Here is a 16,428-nt window from a genome sequence, read left to right as displayed (position 1 = left end):
AAAAGTCAACTCCTAGTATGTAATTAAACAATAAGCATCGCATCGCCAAAACTAAAGAAACGATACTTCTCAGTTACTGCTGTTTCATATGCGTGAATCACATTTTCTCGCCCTGCAAGTGCACTAACAAGCATGATTAATGTGGATTTGGGAAGATGGAAATTGGTAATCATTCCGTCAATTCCTTGGAATGTATATCCTGGAAAAATAAAAATATCGGTCCAGCCACTTTCTGCGACGAACTCCCCGTTATGTTTTGACGCAATCGTTTCTAATGTTCTCGTGGATGTCGTTCCAACAGAAATGATTCGTCCACCTTGTTTTTTTATATCATTTAGTAATCGAGCGGTTCCTTCTGACATCTGATAGAACTCTGCATGCATATCATGTTCTAAAATGTCATCTACACTGACAGGTCGAAATGTTCCTAGTCCCACATGAAGGGTAATAAAGGCAATATGAACCCCACGGGAGCGTATTTCTTCTAAAAGCTCTTCTGTGAAATGAAGACCGGCAGTGGGAGCCGCCGCGGAACCGCGTTCTTTAGCGAATACCGTTTGATATCGTTCTCGATCCTCTAATTGTTCTTTTATATAAGGGGGGAGTGGCATTTCTCCTAACTGCTCTAATACCTCATAAAAAATCCCTTCATAGTTAAATTCAAGCGTTCTACCACCATGGTCGGCTTCCCCGACACAGACGGCTGTCAAAAGTCCATTCCCAAAAGAAATGACCGTTCCTTCTTTGACCCTTTTTGCTGGCTTAACCAATGTTTCCCAACGATCTCCATCCAACTGCTTTAAAAGCAATACTTCAATCTTGGCACCGGTTTCTTTTTTTTCACCGAATAATCTTGCTGGCAAGACTCTCGTGTCATTTAAAACTAGGCAATCTCCTGGCCTAATATACTCTACTATATTTTTAAATATAGTATGCTCTAACTTTCCATTTTCCTTGTCTAATACCATTAGTCTACTACTTGTTCGCTCCTCTAATGGAGTTTGCGCAATAAGTTCCTCTGGTAAATGAAAATCAAATAAGTCTACTTTCATGCTGTTTCACCCTTCTTAAACACTACATATATTAACGAAATTTCCCTAAAAAGTAAAAAATTGCAGATAAAATAATACTAACAAGAATAGAGGTAACAATGGGAAAATACACTGTCGTGTTTCCCTTTTTAACAATAATATCACCTGGAAGCCTACCGATATGTATAAACTGCATGAGAAATCCAACAACAAAAATGATTGCTCCTAATGTCATAAGAACCTTTGGAATACCAGTCATTCTGTTGGTACCTCCATTTGAAAATGCTTATAAACCAGATTCGTAACAATTCTACCTCTTGGAGTTCTTTGGAGGAATCCTATTTGAAGTAAATACGGTTCATAAACATCCTCGATCGTATGTGATTCTTCTCCAATAGTTGCTGCAATTGTATCTAATCCAACAGGTCCTCCTCTAAACTTCTCGATAATACCCTTTAATAGTTTATGATCAATATGATCCAATCCTAACGGGTCTACCTGAAGAAGTTGTAAGGAGTGAACGGCTAATGAATAGTCAATGATTCCATTGCCTTTTACTTGAGCAAAATCTCTAACTCGTCTGAGCAGGCGATTCGCAATACGCGGTGTCCCTCTTGAACGCTTGGCAATTTCTAAAGCCGCATCTTTTGTAATTTCTACCTGGAACACTTCGGCTGTTCGTAATACGATATCCATTAGCTGATCTTCTTTATAATATTCTAATCTGCTTAAAACTCCAAATCGATCGCGAAGTGGAGCTGAAAGAGAACCTGCTCTAGTTGTGGCACCAACTAGTGTAAATGGTGGTAAATCAAGTCTCACAGACCTAGCAGTTGCCCCTTTTCCAATCACAATATCAAGGCAAAAATCCTCCATAGCTGGATATAAAACTTCTTCAATTGCTCTTGGAAGTCGGTGAATTTCATCAATAAATAAGATATCACCAGGTTCAAGTGCTGTTAAAATAGCCGCTAAATCTCCTGGCCTTTCAATTGCTGGGCCTGCTGTTGTACGGATATTAACTCCCATTTCATTAGCAATAATGGTTGCTAATGTCGTTTTTCCCAATCCAGGAGGTCCATATAATAGAACATGATCAAGTGTTTCTTGACGTATTTTGGCAGCCTCAATAAATATTTCTAGATTCTCTTTTACTTTAGTTTGCCCGATATATTGTTTTAATGTTAACGGGCGTAAGCTTTGTTCGAATGATAAATCTTGAACATCTGCCTCACCAGAAATAATCCGATCGTCCAATCCTCACTCACCCTTTTTCCAACTCTATTTTAAAAGAAGCTGAAGAGCTTTTTTAATATATTGCTCTGTTTCTAGTGTTTCCACTTCAAGCTTCGGAGTAATTTTCTTAATTTCTTTTTCAGAATAACCAAGCGATAGTAAGGCTAACATCGCTTCTTCTAGCGCAAAATTTGAATTCTTCGGTTGTTCCACACGAACTTCTTCATTGAATAAATTAGGAAAATAATCTGGAAGTGCTTGTTGAAGTTTCCCCTTCAAGTCTAAGATCATTTGTCTAGCTGTTTTCTTTCCTACCCCTGGGAATTTCACTAAAAAAGCTTCATCCTCTTCTTCAATTGCTTGAACAACTTGTTCTGGTACGCCAGATGCTAATATTGCTAACGCTCCTTTTGGCCCAATTCCCGATACATTCAAAAGCTTTGTAAAGAGAATTTTTTCTTCCCTTGAAGAAAAACCGTATAAAGCAATCAAATCTTCTCTTACATAATGATAAGTAAAAATTTGCATCGCTTGGTGAATATGCTTTGAAAAACTAAAAGGATTTGGCGTTGATATTTGGTAGCCAATGCCTCCTGCCTCTACAACAATATATTCGGGTCCAATAAATTCGACCGTTCCTTTAATATAATCATACATGTAGCTAAAACTCCTCTAATTTTGCTGTACCTCATTGTATCACAATATGTTAGTACATGCCCCTAAATGTAGGATGAAAATACAAAAAGGAACCGATTCCGGCTCCTTTAGTTTGCTTGTTTATCCTGAACAGTATAATTTTTAAACGTTTCAAGAACTTCAACATACCGATCTTTATTCCTAATCGGTATTCCTTCCTTAAGTTCTTCATGTCTCGTACTTTCTAATTTTCCAATATCCAATTGAAAGAAGGATTGAATAATATTATATTTTTGTGGTTTTCCATAATAGATCGTTAGCACACCATCGTCTGTAATTCCGAAGTAACCATTAGCTTTTAACAGTGGAGAAATATCGTCTACATGCTTACGGAACACGACAGATTGATCATCCATATCCACGACCTGCCATTGATCATATTTTGACCAAAACTGTTCCATTGACCAAATCTTCTCATCCATTTGTTCCTCACTAACTTCTCCATCTAGATAAACTCGTTCAAGAATCACCTTGACTTCAAAGGGTTCTAATCTTGGTGTGGTTTTTGAATCTTCAGCTAGTACATAGTTTGTATGAAAAACGAATACGAGAAGAAATATCCCTAAACAACCGAGCCATTTGGTTCTCAAAATGATCACCTCGTTTGAAAGTTACAATAAAGAGCTAATTTCATGATTTCATTTATATAATGACCATTTTTTTCAAATTTATGCCCATTAACGCACGAAAGAGTTGATCATTTCGATCAACTCTTTCGAATCCTATTCTTTTCCTTGAATTCGGGACTTTAATGTTCGAAACATCCCTTTAATATCTGCATCAATGGTCTCACGTGGACCACCATCACGTAAGTCATTATCAATATTCCTGATTCGGCTAAATGTTCCTTCATCCGTCACTACCTGTACCGATCTTCCTCGAAGGTAGGGTTGAACCGCTCTTGTGATATCTGCCTTTGTTTCCACATCGCGATCGTAGTTCGTTAAATCAACTGCAATTAATACATTGCTTCCATATACAACGGAACGAACATCCTCCACATTGGGAACCTTCGCCGTAACATCCCCTATTTTTTCGGCTAAATCACCTTCATACGCTGTGTAGTAGGAGCTTCTTGCTTTACGGGTTTGGTCATCTAAATGCCCATGATAATTGGCATCCGCATGACTATAACGGTTATCTCTTTCAAAAAAGTTTTTATCCTGTTTAGCTCGAGGGACGGTAGGATTAGCAGGATTTCCCGCCTCATCTTTTTGCATTAAATGCTGTCTTCGATTATTTCTGCTTCTCTGTCCTTCCTCACCAAGAGAGTGATCCATTATTTCTACCAATGGACCATCATTTTCGTTGTAAATTCTTGCATTTCCACCACCGTTATGATTTTCATTCGAGTAGTAGCCAAATGGTTGGCTTATTTCTTGATCACCATTGGTTGCTTCATCCTGGCTACAACCAGCTAAACTAAAGGCTAAGGCAGCAGTAATTGGTAGTAAAACAAGTTTTTTACTCAAGCGAATAACCCCCTCCGCTTATTTGAGAGCATAATTATGCTCATTTATAGGGTGTGAGGGTTCTGGCTTTTTAATCCTGACAGTTACGACCAATTAATCATCAAGTAAAAGCTTTACTTGCTCCACAAAGCCTTGCCGATTAAAAAATTGTCGTACAGTTAAATCAAGTACCTGTCTTACTTGAAATGTGCTTGAATATTGCCGAGCTTTAATGAGGCGATTCCATTCCCTAAAGATATCTGTTGGAAATATTAACGCATACAAAAATCCACGATTATTTAAAAAGGGTTGTATTTGCTTGTATTCAGTAAGTTCCTGTAAAGACCATTCGAGACTTGGCAGAATACGATTGCAATATTGTAAGAAATCACAAGCTGGACTACCAATTGAAATTAAGTCGAAATCAATCATATATAGTTCGGAGTCTATACCACGAATAAAATTATGATGTGCTAAATCGCCATGAAGAATCGCTTGATCATCATTGTTCAAAAATGCAATTTCTAACTCAAGCCCTTTTAAGGAAAAATCAGCCCATTCCATCACTTCATTAAGTATTTCTTGCTGCACAAAAAATTTAATAATGGATAAATTATTAATAAAACGAGCTGCACGTTCTCTCCATTTCAACATAAGATTGTATTCTTTTAGTACCGTTTGATACCTTCTTGAAAGCTTACCAGTAGTTTGGTGAAATTCTTCAAGGAGACGAAGCCCATCTTTTCTTTCTTTTTCCGACTCATAAGAAAAAGGACTGCTGGAGGAAATTGGTATATGCTCAAGACACCCGTAATACGTACCGTCTAAGTAAAGTGGTGATTCCTTTTCGAGGTTTTGAAAAATGTATGAGTACTGAAATCCTTCTTGTCTTAAAGACGAAGTGAAAGCCTTTTGGATCTGTAACTTTCTTAAATGACTAAACCCCTTTAATACAACAAGTTGATTATTCGTTTGCAGCAGATATACATTCTTCCTAATTGGTTGAATGGATTCAATTGGAGTGACGAGCTCTTCCTGTAAATAGGAGAAGAGACGATTTAGAGCTAAATCGTCTCCACTAATATTATTCTTCATTTCCATCGTTTGTATTTTGACCTCTTGGCATTCCATATGCTGATGGTCCGTATCCATAAGGATTCATATAAGGCGGCTGTCCCATTGGTTGCCCGTAAGATGGTGCATACACTGGCGGCATTCCTGGAGCAAAGCCCGATCCCATTCCATATGGAGTCATCGCAGGACCTCCACATCCACAATCATCCTGTACGCCTTGTACGGCTGGATAATTTGGTGTTAAAGGCATTTGGTGATTGCCCATACTCGGTGATTCCATTTGATCCATTACTCCTTGCACCTGTGGCATTGGGCTATATGGCATTTGTTGCGGCATACCCATAGATGGATAACCTGGTGGGTAGTATCCTGGTCCAGGCATCACGGGTCCACAAGGATATAATGGTGCTGGATATGGAGGATAAGGATACATTGGAGCTTGGTACATTGGAGTATCTTGAACTCCAGCCACTTCTGTTGGCATTAATGGCATTTGTGCATCCTGTGCTCCCATCACTTGACTTGGCATCATCGGCATTTGCGCATCTTGTGCTCCCATCACTTGACCTGGCATCATTGGCATTTGTGTATCTTGTGCTCCCATTACTTGACCTGGCATCATCGGCATTTGTGTATCTTGTGCTCCCATTACTTGACCTGGCATCATCGGCATTTGTGGCATAAACGATGATGATTCATCATCAAACGGTTGCATGCCCATTCCCGGGACCCCTGGCATCATTCCATACGGCATAGTTGGCATTGCAGGAGCACCTGTCATTGCACCTTGAACTTGTGGATATGGTGCTTGAGGAGCAAAACCTGTTGGCTGACCAAATCCTGGAGTAGCTTGTGGATACGGATAGAAATTTTGTGGGTACATTGGATTCATGGGTACATAACCCCCTCCTTGAGTATAGTTTGGAACGTCAATATTGGCCTCTGGCAGTGGTTTCACACCTTTAATTGGTTTCACTTCAGGCAATGGTTTAACTTCTGGTAATGTCATTTCCGCAGGAAGCTGTTTGGGTTGCATTGGAAATTGTGGTGCTGGTTGAGATTGTAATTCGGCAGGTGCCATTTGTTTTGGCTTTACCTCTTCTTTAACTGGTTTCGGCGGTTTCGGTACTGGTTTTGCAGGTTGTTGCGGTTGTACAGATAAATTCGCCATATTCATCATATAATAGTTGTTAATATCAATTTCAGGAATCATTGGCTGTGGCATCTTAGGCTTGAATGGTTTCTTTGGAGCCTCAGCAATTGGTTCGATTTGCTCCTCCATCTTTGGCGGTTGTTCAATCGGCATTTCTTTTTTAGGCGCTTCTTTTGGTGCAAGAGCAATTGGCTGTTCTTTAGGCATCTCTTTTTTTGTACCCATATTTATTTTCGCTTCCGGCTTTCCAGTGATAGGTGCTTCTTTCTTTATCATTCCACCACCGGTTGGTACTTTAATTTTCATACCGGGCATGATCATATCAGGGTTACTGAGCTGCGTATTCATTTTTTTCAGCTCTTCAAAATTCACGCCGTACTTCTTGGCGATCTTCCAAAGAGTATCCCCTTTCTGTACGATATGGATTTTCACTCTGATTTCCCTCCTATGCGTAAGTCCATATATTGTATGTCGGAGTGGGCAAATTGCTAACAATCTACATAAAAACTTATGATTTTTTCAAAAAGATTATGAATTGTCCCCTTTTTTCTCAAAAAAAAAACCTCCAAATGATTGGAGGATTGAAGCTTTTTAAGATTGGTCGAGCATTCTTGTTAGAGCAAGCTTTGCATAATCAGCAATTTCACCCTCAACCTTAATGACATTATGAAGTTCGCCATGTTCTATACTTTCCAACGCCCATAATAAATGAGGTAGATCAATACGATTCATAGTAAGACACGGACACATATGCGGATTTAAAGATACGATTTGTTTATCTGGGTGGTCCTGAATAATTCGATTCACTAAATTCATCTCTGTTCCAATGGCCCAAGCGGAACCGGTGGATGATGCCTCAATTTGCTGAATAATGTAATTCGTCGAACCAGCTAAATCAGATAGCTCCACTACCTCTCGTTTACACTCTGGATGAACAATAATTTTCATATCAGGGTTATTGGCACGAATATCCTCAATGTTTTGAACGGTAAAGTTCTCATGAACGGAGCAATGCCCCTTCCATAAAATCACCTTTACTTCTTCAGGAGCTCCTTTGTATTGTAAAGTATTGGAGATAGGATCCCAAACCGCCATTTTATCTAATGGTACTCCTAAATTAAAAGCGGTATTTCTCCCTAAATGCTGGTCAGGAAGAAATAAGATTCGTTCCTTTTGAGTAAATGCCCATTTGACCATATGTTCAGCATTGGACGAAGTAACTGTTGCTCCACCATGTTTCCCAACAAAAGACTTAATGGCCGCAGTGGAATTCACATAAGTTAAAGGAAGAATGCTCTCACCAAATACATCCTGCAGCTCTGTCCATGCTCTTTCCGTTTGGTAAATATCAGCCATATCTGCCATCGAACAGCCTGCTCGCATATCAGGAAGTATCACTTTTTGTGAATCATTGGTTAGAATATCCGCCGTTTCTGCCATAAAGTGCACACCGCAAAACACAATATATTCCGCTTCGTGATTCTCTGCAGAAAGCTGGGCAAGCTTTAATGAATCTCCCGTATCATCTGCAAATTGGATTACTTCATCTTTTTGATAATGGTGCCCGGGGATATATAGTTTGTTTCCTAATCTTTCTTTAATGGCTCTAACTCTGTTTTCCATTTCATCCTGTGTTAGCTCTTTGTATTGATCAGGCAGAAGCTTATTTTTTTCAACCACTTCAAATAAATTCATCCCATTCATCCTCTCTTACTTCATATATACTTTCGCACTAATATCTATTGATTGGATCGTATGTGTTAAAAATCCTAATGAAATAACATCGACTCCCGTATGCTTGTACTTATAGAGGTTCTCTAATGTTATGCCACCAGAAGCTTCCGTTACGATTCCATTTGGAACTAAAGTGAGCCACTCTTGAATTTCATCAGGTGTACGATTATCAAACATAATCACATCAGCACCAGCTTCAATCGCCTCTATCAGCTGCTCCTTCGATTCAATTTCCACTTCGATTTTAACCATATGGCCCAAATTAGATTTTACTTTTTCCACTGCTTTTGAAATGGAGCCTGCAAAAGCAATATGATTATCCTTAATCATTACTCCATCATATAATCCAAAGCGATGGTTAAAACCTCCACCACATCGAACGGCATATTTTTCAAGCATTCTGAGACCTGGTGTTGTTTTTCGAGTATCTACAATTCTTGTAGAAGTAGAATTCACTATATTTACAGCTTCTTTCGTTCGAGTAGCAATTCCACTCATTCGCTGAACGAGGTTAAGCACCACTCTTTCTCCTTTCAATAACGTAGTTACTTGACCAGTTATCGTTACTAACTTCTGACCTAATTCAAACCGCTCTCCATCCCTTATTTCCAGATCAATAACTACATCATTGTCTAGAAGAGTGAATCCTGTCCGGATAATCTCTTCCCCACAGAATATGCCATTCTCCTTAGCAATAAAGACAAGTTCCCCTTGCTCATCATCACCAAAAATCAGCTCACTCGTTGTATCTCGCTCCCCAATATCCTCTAGAAAAAATTGCTCAAGTTGCAAACGCAGCTTTAATTTGTTCATAGGAATCTCCCTGCTCCTGTCTATGTTTTAAAATGATTTTTTTTTCTAACCAACCTTTTTCTTCAAATGGAAAGTCCTCTCGAAAATGCCCTCCACGGCTCTCTTCTCGAAGAAGTGCTGATTTCGTAACTAACCAAGCAGTAATTAACATAAAAATCACTTGGATATCTTCCTTTGACCTCTCATCAATTGAATAACTTAGTAGCTCCTGTATTTGGAAGCTCTCTAGCCAAGCTAAATGCTCTTGTAAATCTTCTTTGTTTCTAACAATCCCTGCATGTTTCATCATATTTGCCTGTATAACTGTCTTATCCGGGAGCGACACTGCGTCCATCATCCGTGAACTTCTTTCGCTAAAAGAGGATAAAGATGAATCCAGCTTGACTGTTTGATTGATTAAACCGGCAAGCCTCTTTCCGAAAAAAAGGCCTTCTAATAAGGAGTTACTAGCTAATCGGTTGGCACCGTGTATTCCTGTGTAAGCTACCTCGCCAATTGCATAAAGGTTCTGGACACTTGTACGTCCATAATGATCCGTTTTTACTCCGCCCATTAAAAAATGGCAGCCAGGGACAACCGGAATAAGACCTTTTGAAAGATTAACTTGATTCTCCTCACACATTTTGGTTATCGTTGGAAACTTTATAGTAAACTCTTTTATATTACGAATATCTAAAAATACTTGCTCACCTGCTTGCCAATAATTAAATATTGTTTGAGACACAATATGTCTTGGTGCTAGGTCTTCCATGGGATGTACATTTTTCATAATTCTTGTTCCATCCTTTAAAGTTAGAAATGCCCCTTCGCCGCGAACAGCTTCCGAAACTAGACCTTGACACTTCCCTTCAACAAACAAAAGAGTTGGATGAAATTGAATAAATTCTAAATCTGCAACTTCAGCACCTGCAAGGTATGCTAGTGCAATTCCATCTCCGACCACTGTTTCTGCATTTGAAGTAAAACTATATAGTTGACCTAGTCCTCCTGTTGCTAGAACAACGTGGTTTGCAAGGAAAACGTTTGTCTCTCCATGTTTATTCTTGGCTTTTACACCAATACACTTTCCATCTATAACCAACAACTCGTAAACAACCATTTCTTCGATTATTTTAAGGTGCATAGTTTCCTTTAATAAAAAACTCATTATATTTTTTCCTGTTGCATCCCCACCGCTATGAACGATTCGATTATGACTATGTGCTCCTTCTAATCCAAGCAGTAAGCCGCCGTCTTTCGCTCGGTCAAACGCACATCCTTCACATACCATTTCTTTAATTAGATCTGGAGCCATTGCTGTCATTTCTTTCACTAACTCACGATCATTTGTGTACCTTCCAGCCTCCAACGTATCAAGATAATGTTTGTCAGGATGGTCTTCCATAGCTATTGCGGCCGCTATGCCGCCCTGAGCAAGATTAGAATTTCCATCAGCCGCTTTTGATTTTGTGAGAACAATCACATTTATATCACAGCTAAGCTTCTTTGCTAATTGCAAAGCAGCCACTCCACTTCCTATAATTAACACATCGGAGTGTATCATTTTATCACCATCCGTATTTTACAGGTGTCTTGACACTTATATTTACATACAATTACAATAATGACAAGTGTTTTGTGAAGGAAATCGAGTATTTGGAGGACGACAATGAAATATTTTGATTATGCTGCCACCTGTCCACTGGACCCTGAAGCTGCCTCAGCGTTTATTAAGGCTTCAACTGAGTATTATGGAAATTCTCAAAGCCTACATGATATAGGGAGTCGTGCATCCACCTTACTTGAAGGCTGCAGAGAGGAAATTGCAAGATTACTAGGTGTAAAGAAAGAAGGAGTTTATTTTACCAGCGGTGGTTCTGAAGGGAATTTTCTAGCGATTCAATCTCTCTTATCTCAATCATCCAAAAAAGGAAAGCATATTATCACGAATATCGCTGAACATTCCTCTATCCATTCGTCGTTAAAAATGTTAAGAGGCTATGAGATTACTGAATTGCCCTTAATGGAAAATGGAATGATTAATGTACAGCAGTTTCAATCCGCTATTCGCGGTGATACCGTACTTGCTTGTATACAACATGTGAATTCTGAGATTGGAACGATACAGCCATTAAATGAAATCGGAGCGATTTGTAAGAAAAATGGAATCCTCCTACACAGTGACTGTGTACAATCCTTTGGGAAGTTAGATATAAAAATGATTACTCCATTCGTAGATAGTCTTACCATCTCAGGTCATAAAATCTATGGACCTAAAGGAATTGGCGCGCTATATGTTTCACCTTCCATTCCATTTGATTCGTATTATCCAAACACGTCACATGAGCGTGGAATGAGACCAGGAACAGTGAATACTCCTGCCATTGTTAGCATGGTTACCGCTGCCAGTAAACAAGTAAGAAACTTGACCCATAATTTTGAACACATGAAATCTTTACGTGACCAGTTTCTCTTTCTTCTAAAGGACGTAAGAAATGAAATCATTATTCATGAAAATGTAGATAAACAGCTACCATCCATCCTAGGTCTCCGAATAAAAGGACTTGAAGGCCAATGGGTGATGCTAGAGGCAAACCGTAAAGGATACGCCATCTCTACTGGAAGTGCCTGCCAAGTGGGACAGACAAGCCCCTCAAAAACAATGCTTGCACTAGGGATAGATGATAAGTCAGCAAAAGAGTTCATCCGTATATCATTCGGGGTTCATACAACTGAAGCGGAGGTACAAGGATTGGCTCAAACTATTATTGCTATCATCCAAGAAGCACCACAGCGTGATAAACAAATAACAAGTATGGTAAAATAATCGTAGTGTTGACAATAAGGGAGACGTTTTAAATGAATGAGAAAAAGATACTAGGAGAAAACCGTCGTGAGCTCATTCTTGAATGGCTAAGATCAAGTGGTGCACCGATTACTGGAGGAGAACTCTCAACAAGAACGAATGTGAGCAGACAAGTCATTGTCGGGGACATTACGCTTTTAAAGGCAAAGGGTGAGCCAATAATGGCAACGAGCCAGGGATATTTGTATCTTTCCAACCAAGCGAACGATGCTCCTATTTACCGAACCATTGCCTGTTCACATCCCCCTGACCAGACAGAAGAAGAATTAAATTTGCTCGTTGATCATGGAGTTACTGTCAAGGATGTAAGAATTGAACATCCCATATACGGCGATTTGACTGCATCCATCATGGTGTCTAATCGTAGAGAAGTAAAACAATTTTTAGAAAAAATGCAATCAACCAAATCTTCCTACCTCTCAGAGTTGACAGGTGGAATTCATATTCACACCATCTCTGCACCATCTGAACAAATCCTTGATCAAGTCGAAGAAGCACTAGACAAAGCCGGATTTCTCATTGATCGAAAATAAAAAAACCTAGTTGCTCGTTAAAGCAACTAGGTTTTTGCGCTTCCGCTTTTCTGATTACCCAATTTCATGATAATACGGATAGCTGCCAAGTACCGATACACTACAACCGAGCGCTTCTAGTTCGGCAATGGCACCTGGTATCAGAACCTCGTCCATCTTCTCCTCAATATCAATGATAAAAAAGTAATTTCCAAGTCCCGTCTTCATTGGACGTGACTCGATTTTTGACAAATTTAATTTTCTCCATGCAAATGCAGATAGCACTTGATGTAAAGCACCTGATCGATCCGTAGGCAACGTGACCATTACGGTCGTTTTATAACCTTTGATATCAATGGTTTTTGGTTGGAGAGGGATGTTTTTCTTTGATAACACGATAAATCTTGTATGGTTAAAGTCGTAGTCATGAATATTATCTTTTGCAATAGCTAGTCCATATTCTTTAGCAGCTAACTGATTCGCAATAGCGGCTACGGTTTCATCCGGATGTTCGATAATATATTTCGCTGCAGCAGCTGTGCTCGTTGCATTCTCGCAAGGTACACCTTTTAGTGATCCGTGAAGGAACTTATGACATTGCGCAATGGCATGCGGATGGCTTAATACTTTTGTTACCTCCTGCCATCTCTCTTTCACAGATGGATGTACAAGTAAATGCTGCTTTACAGGAGTTGTAACCTCAGCAATAATCGGTAAGTTAATTTCATGAATTAAATAATCCAGAGTAATATTTACCGAACCTTCTAACGTATTTTCAAGCGGAACAACCGTAACGTCAACCTCTTCCTCCATTACTGCATCTAAGCAATCCGGAATTGTGGCATAAGGAATTCGCTCCTCGTGAGGAAACATTTCTCTTGTCACTAAATCAGTAAACGTGGCTCTTGGTCCTAAAAATGCTACTTTCAATATTCTCTCTCCTTTGTTACCACAATCCATTTCTCTCTTTTTATCACTTTATCACTTTAAACAAAATATGTATACAAATGAAAAACAGGGCGGAAGCAATTATGCTCCTGACCCTAGTACTTCAACCTTCTCTACAAATTCCATCCTCCGTAATCGTGCAAGCAGTTCTTCAATCTCAATAGCCATATCCGTCGTATTTAAAGATAGCGTTACGTTGGCCCTACCTTGAAGTGGGATTGTCTGATGAATAGTCAATACGTTACAACCAGATGATGCTACCACACCAAGCAGTTGTGAAAGCGTACCTGAACGATCTTCGAGATGAAAAAACAAGGTAATTAGCCGTTCTTTAACAATCGTGTGGAAAGGAAAGACTGTGTCTCTATATTTGTAAAAGGCACTGCGGCTTAAGTCAACCTTTTGAACCGCATCCCACACAGACTCAACCTTCCCACGTTCAAGCATTTCCTTTGCATCGAGAGTTTTTTTCATCGCTTCAGGCAGCACATCTTCACGAACTAAGTAAAACTTCTTGTCTAATATATCTTCTTCTTTCATTTTCCCCACCCCCAGGTAAAGCGCTACGAAATACTAATCTAAAAACTCAAATTCATAATCCATTAGTCTTACTGTATCACCATTTTTGGCGCCTCTTTCTCTTAAGGCTTCATCGACTCCCATACCGCGAAGCTGGCGAGCAAATCGTTTGATCGACTCGTCTCTAGAGAAATCAGTCATCTTAAATAATCTTTCCACAGCGTGTCCTGACACCACAAAGCTTCCATCCGGATCTCTCGTAATAACAAACTCTGTCTGCTCTGCTTCATGTTTGTAAAGCACGCGATGGATTCCCGTACTCTCAAGCTCTTCCTCATGAAGTGGAAATTCAGGTGTTTGTTCAATCTTATCAGCAACCGCAAAAAGTAAATCTCTAAGTCCCTGACGCGTAATCGCTGAGATAGGGAAGATGGGATATTCATCTGTTAATTTTTCTTTAAAGGCTTTTAGATTTTCTTCTGCTTCTGGCATATCCATCTTATTGGCTACGATAATTTGTGGTCTTTCAGTTAATCGTAAATTGTATTCCTGTAACTCTTTATTGATCGTTACGTAATCCTCATAAGGATCTCTTCCTTCTGTTGCTGCCATATCAATTACATGAACGATGACCCTTGTTCTTTCAATATGTCGCAAGAACTGATGACCAAGTCCTACACCGGAATGAGCGCCTTCAATTAGCCCTGGCAGATCAGCCATTACAAAGCTTCTTCCATCTTCTGTCTCGACCATTCCAAGGTTCGGAACAATCGTCGTAAAATGATACTCTGCAATTTTCGGTTTTGCAGAAGAAACGACAGACAGTAATGTTGACTTTCCAACGCTAGGGAAGCCCACCAATCCAACATCAGCTAAAAGCTTGAGCTCAAGAATGACATCTCTTTCCTGTCCTGGCTCGCCATGCTCAGATAATTCAGGTGCTGGATTAGCTGGTGTAGCGAATCGAGAATTTCCTCGACCACCTCGACCGCCTCGAGCAATAATTGCACGTTGTCCATGTTCAACTAAATCTGCAATTATTTCATTTGTTTCTGCGTCTGTTACTACAGTCCCTGGTGGAACTTTAACAATCATATCTTTCGAGTTTTTACCATGCTGATTTTTGGACATCCCATGTTCACCACGGGGAGCTTTAAAATGCCTTTGGTATCTAAAATCCATTAACGTTCGTAATCCTTCTTCTACCTGAAAAACTACATCTGCACCTTTCCCGCCGTCACCTCCAGCAGGTCCACCCTTTGGTACATATTTTTCACGACGGAATGCTACCATCCCATTTCCACCGTCTCCACCTTTTACGTAAATCTTTACCTGATCTACAAACATCGTAAATCCTCCCGTCTGTCCTATGTTGTTGCTCTATAGAAATGAGCCTGATAGAAGTTGTCATCACATGACGAGAATCGAATGATCCAATTATTCCTCATATGGTAAGAATACCTGTAACGAAAATTCCTGTTCCGAACATTCATGAACGATTACTTCTATTAATGTTTCTTTTCTTTTGAAAAATTCTTCAAGACCTGTCCTATTTTTTATTATTCCTCTAAAATCAAAAAAGAAACAGGCTGCCTTTTGTTGTCTATCAATCGTAATTGATAAATGATTCTCAGCAAACTCCTGAACATTTTGCTGTAAACACTCAAAAAATAAGGTTATCCAGTTCAAAGCAATACTGTCATTAATTATGTTTTGGTTGTCGGTAGATGCCTCGAGCACTTCATAATCTACCTGAAAAGAGAAGTTGTTCCAGTTGCAGGTAAGAAAGAGGGCAGCAAGCTGTGGTGTATGTAATTGAGAGAGACGAGCCTCATTTTGTGCCTCAATAACAATTTCCTGAATGATTTCGTTTACCCTGTCGTATTTATGTAAAGATAAGTTACCTTTTATGAGCTGTACTTTATTTAACCAATCGTGACGCGAGTGACTCAGCAACTCAACCGTCGTCCAATCCTTCTTCATCTCATGCACTCCTGTACCAATTCGTTATCAGTCAGAAAACTGCTTGTTTTTAGTATAGCAAAAAAGAAAACCTTGGTAATAGCTTTATGATTAAAAAAACTCTAACCTAAAGGTTAGAGTTTTTTCTAAAAGAATTAAGCTTCTTGAGCTACAGGGTATACGCTCACTTGCTTACGGTCACGACCTAGGCGTTCGAATTTAACAACTCCGTCCACTTTCGCGAATAGAGTGTCATCTCCACCCTTACCAACGTTAACACCTGGATAAATCTTAGTGCCACGTTGACGGTAAAGGATTGAACCACCAGATACGAATTGACCATCTGCACGCTTAGCACCAAGGCGCTTAGCATGTGAATCACGACCGTTCTTTGTAGAACCTACTCCCTTTTTAGAAGCGAAAAACTGAAGATCTAATCTTAACATTATTGTTC

The 16,428-nt window shown here is 39.5% G+C and carries 18 protein-coding genes; 2 read left to right on the top strand and 16 right to left on the bottom strand.

What is annotated here, in order from left to right; genetic code table 11:
• Positions 1 to 23: 23 nt before the first annotated feature.
• From queA to nadB, 11 genes are all read right to left on the bottom strand, one after another.
• Positions 24 to 1,052, bottom strand: a complete 1,029-nt coding sequence (gene queA, locus M3175_RS01805; RefSeq protein WP_251514055.1) for a tRNA preQ1(34) S-adenosylmethionine ribosyltransferase-isomerase QueA — start codon at positions 1,050 to 1,052, stop codon at positions 24 to 26.
• Positions 1,053 to 1,083: 31 nt separating this feature from the next.
• Entirely contained in the window at positions 1,084 to 1,290 is a 207-nt protein-coding gene (locus tag M3175_RS01800) for a DUF2905 domain-containing protein (RefSeq protein WP_251514051.1), read from the bottom strand.
• Positions 1,287 to 2,288, bottom strand: a complete 1,002-nt coding sequence (gene ruvB, locus M3175_RS01795) for a Holliday junction branch migration DNA helicase RuvB (protein ID WP_251514048.1) — start codon at positions 2,286 to 2,288, stop codon at positions 1,287 to 1,289. Before ruvB ends, M3175_RS01800 begins: the two co-directional genes overlap by 4 nt.
• A 24-nt stretch (positions 2,289 to 2,312) precedes the next feature.
• On the bottom strand, positions 2,313 to 2,924 hold the full coding sequence (gene ruvA, locus M3175_RS01790; RefSeq protein WP_251514039.1) for a Holliday junction branch migration protein RuvA: 612 nt from the start codon (positions 2,922 to 2,924) through the stop codon (positions 2,313 to 2,315).
• Positions 2,925 to 3,031: 107 nt separating this feature from the next.
• Positions 3,032 to 3,553, bottom strand: coding sequence for an intercompartmental signaling factor BofC (locus M3175_RS01785; RefSeq protein ID WP_251514026.1), 522 nt, complete (start codon positions 3,551 to 3,553; stop codon positions 3,032 to 3,034).
• 132 nt (positions 3,554 to 3,685) lie between these two features.
• Positions 3,686 to 4,435 (bottom strand): YhcN/YlaJ family sporulation lipoprotein, encoded by a 750-nt coding sequence (locus tag M3175_RS01780; protein ID WP_251514021.1) that lies wholly within the window; start codon positions 4,433 to 4,435, stop codon positions 3,686 to 3,688.
• 93 nt (positions 4,436 to 4,528) lie between these two features.
• On the bottom strand, positions 4,529 to 5,509 hold the full coding sequence (locus M3175_RS01775) for a phosphotransferase (RefSeq protein ID WP_251514020.1): 981 nt from the start codon (positions 5,507 to 5,509) through the stop codon (positions 4,529 to 4,531).
• Complete coding sequence (gene safA, locus M3175_RS01770) at positions 5,499 to 7,073, bottom strand: SafA/ExsA family spore coat assembly protein (protein WP_251514019.1); 1,575 nt, start codon at positions 7,071 to 7,073, stop codon at positions 5,499 to 5,501. Before safA ends, M3175_RS01775 begins: the two co-directional genes overlap by 11 nt.
• 159 nt (positions 7,074 to 7,232) lie before the next feature.
• The gene (gene nadA / locus M3175_RS01765; protein WP_251514018.1) at positions 7,233 to 8,336 is read right to left on the bottom strand and encodes a quinolinate synthase NadA; all 1,104 of its coding nucleotides are present in this window, start codon (positions 8,334 to 8,336) and stop codon (positions 7,233 to 7,235) included.
• Positions 8,337 to 8,351: 15 nt separating this feature from the next.
• Entirely contained in the window at positions 8,352 to 9,188 is an 837-nt protein-coding gene (gene nadC, locus M3175_RS01760) for a carboxylating nicotinate-nucleotide diphosphorylase (RefSeq protein ID WP_251514004.1), read from the bottom strand.
• Positions 9,157 to 10,731, bottom strand: a complete 1,575-nt coding sequence (gene nadB, locus M3175_RS01755) for an L-aspartate oxidase (protein ID WP_251513980.1) — start codon at positions 10,729 to 10,731, stop codon at positions 9,157 to 9,159. Before nadB ends, nadC begins: the two co-directional genes overlap by 32 nt.
• A 105-nt stretch (positions 10,732 to 10,836) precedes the next feature.
• Between nadB and M3175_RS01750 the strand changes: the two genes are divergently transcribed.
• Both M3175_RS01750 and M3175_RS01745 read left to right on the top strand, forming a co-directional pair.
• Positions 10,837 to 11,994: an IscS subfamily cysteine desulfurase gene (locus tag M3175_RS01750; protein WP_251513978.1), complete on the top strand. Its 1,158-nt coding sequence runs from the start codon at positions 10,837 to 10,839 to the stop codon at positions 11,992 to 11,994.
• Between the two features lie 32 nt (positions 11,995 to 12,026).
• Positions 12,027 to 12,566, top strand: coding sequence for a transcription repressor NadR (locus M3175_RS01745; RefSeq protein WP_251513975.1), 540 nt, complete (start codon positions 12,027 to 12,029; stop codon positions 12,564 to 12,566).
• Positions 12,567 to 12,620: 54 nt separating this feature from the next.
• On the opposite strand, the gene pheA is transcribed toward M3175_RS01745, so the two are convergent.
• The 5 genes from pheA to rpmA form a co-directional block, all read right to left on the bottom strand.
• A complete protein-coding gene (gene pheA / locus M3175_RS01740) occupies positions 12,621 to 13,475 on the bottom strand; it encodes a prephenate dehydratase (RefSeq protein ID WP_251513973.1) in 855 nt (284 codons plus the stop codon).
• A gap of 99 nt (positions 13,476 to 13,574) precedes the next feature.
• Positions 13,575 to 14,033 carry a transcriptional regulator ThrR gene (thrR, locus tag M3175_RS01735; protein WP_119709261.1) on the bottom strand — a complete coding sequence of 153 codons (459 nt, stop codon included), beginning with the start codon at positions 14,031 to 14,033 and terminating at the stop codon, positions 13,575 to 13,577.
• A 33-nt stretch (positions 14,034 to 14,066) separates the two neighbouring features.
• Positions 14,067 to 15,359 carry a GTPase ObgE gene (gene obgE, locus M3175_RS01730; protein WP_251513971.1) on the bottom strand — a complete coding sequence of 431 codons (1,293 nt, stop codon included), beginning with the start codon at positions 15,357 to 15,359 and terminating at the stop codon, positions 14,067 to 14,069.
• 90 nt (positions 15,360 to 15,449) lie between these two features.
• Positions 15,450 to 15,995, bottom strand: coding sequence for a Spo0B C-terminal domain-containing protein (locus M3175_RS24835; RefSeq protein WP_285852099.1), 546 nt, complete (start codon positions 15,993 to 15,995; stop codon positions 15,450 to 15,452).
• Between the two features lie 134 nt (positions 15,996 to 16,129).
• Complete coding sequence (gene rpmA / locus M3175_RS01715; protein ID WP_160547636.1) at positions 16,130 to 16,420, bottom strand: 50S ribosomal protein L27; 291 nt, start codon at positions 16,418 to 16,420, stop codon at positions 16,130 to 16,132.
• Positions 16,421 to 16,428 lie beyond the last annotated feature (8 nt).

It is taken from the genome of Robertmurraya korlensis (assembly GCF_023715225.1).
Classification (GTDB): domain Bacteria; phylum Bacillota; class Bacilli; order Bacillales; family Cytobacillaceae; genus Robertmurraya_A.
Note: the sequence above shows the minus strand (reverse complement) of the source record. Positions and strands in the feature narration are given on the sequence as shown.

Coding starts and splice junctions, on each gene's coding strand:
- queA (WP_251514055.1), bottom strand. CDS start 1,052: ATGAAAGTAGACTTATTTGATTTTCATTTACCAGAGGAACTTATTGCG.
- M3175_RS01800 (WP_251514051.1), bottom strand. CDS start 1,290: ATGACTGGTATTCCAAAGGTTCTTATGACATTAGGAGCAATCATTTTT.
- ruvA (WP_251514039.1), bottom strand. CDS start 2,924: ATGTATGATTATATTAAAGGAACGGTCGAATTTATTGGACCCGAATAT.
- M3175_RS01775 (WP_251514020.1), bottom strand. CDS start 5,509: ATGAAGAATAATATTAGTGGAGACGATTTAGCTCTAAATCGTCTCTTC.
- nadA (WP_251514018.1), bottom strand. CDS start 8,336: ATGAATTTATTTGAAGTGGTTGAAAAAAATAAGCTTCTGCCTGATCAA.
- nadC (WP_251514004.1), bottom strand. CDS start 9,188: ATGAACAAATTAAAGCTGCGTTTGCAACTTGAGCAATTTTTTCTAGAG.
- nadB (WP_251513980.1), bottom strand. CDS start 10,731: ATGATACACTCCGATGTGTTAATTATAGGAAGTGGAGTGGCTGCTTTG.
- M3175_RS01750 (WP_251513978.1), top strand. CDS start 10,837: ATGAAATATTTTGATTATGCTGCCACCTGTCCACTGGACCCTGAAGCT.
- M3175_RS01745 (WP_251513975.1), top strand. CDS start 12,027: ATGAATGAGAAAAAGATACTAGGAGAAAACCGTCGTGAGCTCATTCTT.
- thrR (WP_119709261.1), bottom strand. CDS start 14,033: ATGAAAGAAGAAGATATATTAGACAAGAAGTTTTACTTAGTTCGTGAA.
- obgE (WP_251513971.1), bottom strand. CDS start 15,359: ATGTTTGTAGATCAGGTAAAGATTTACGTAAAAGGTGGAGACGGTGGA.
- M3175_RS24835 (WP_285852099.1), bottom strand. CDS start 15,995: ATGAAGAAGGATTGGACGACGGTTGAGTTGCTGAGTCACTCGCGTCAC.
- rpmA (WP_160547636.1), bottom strand. CDS start 16,420: ATGTTAAGATTAGATCTTCAGTTTTTCGCTTCTAAAAAGGGAGTAGGT.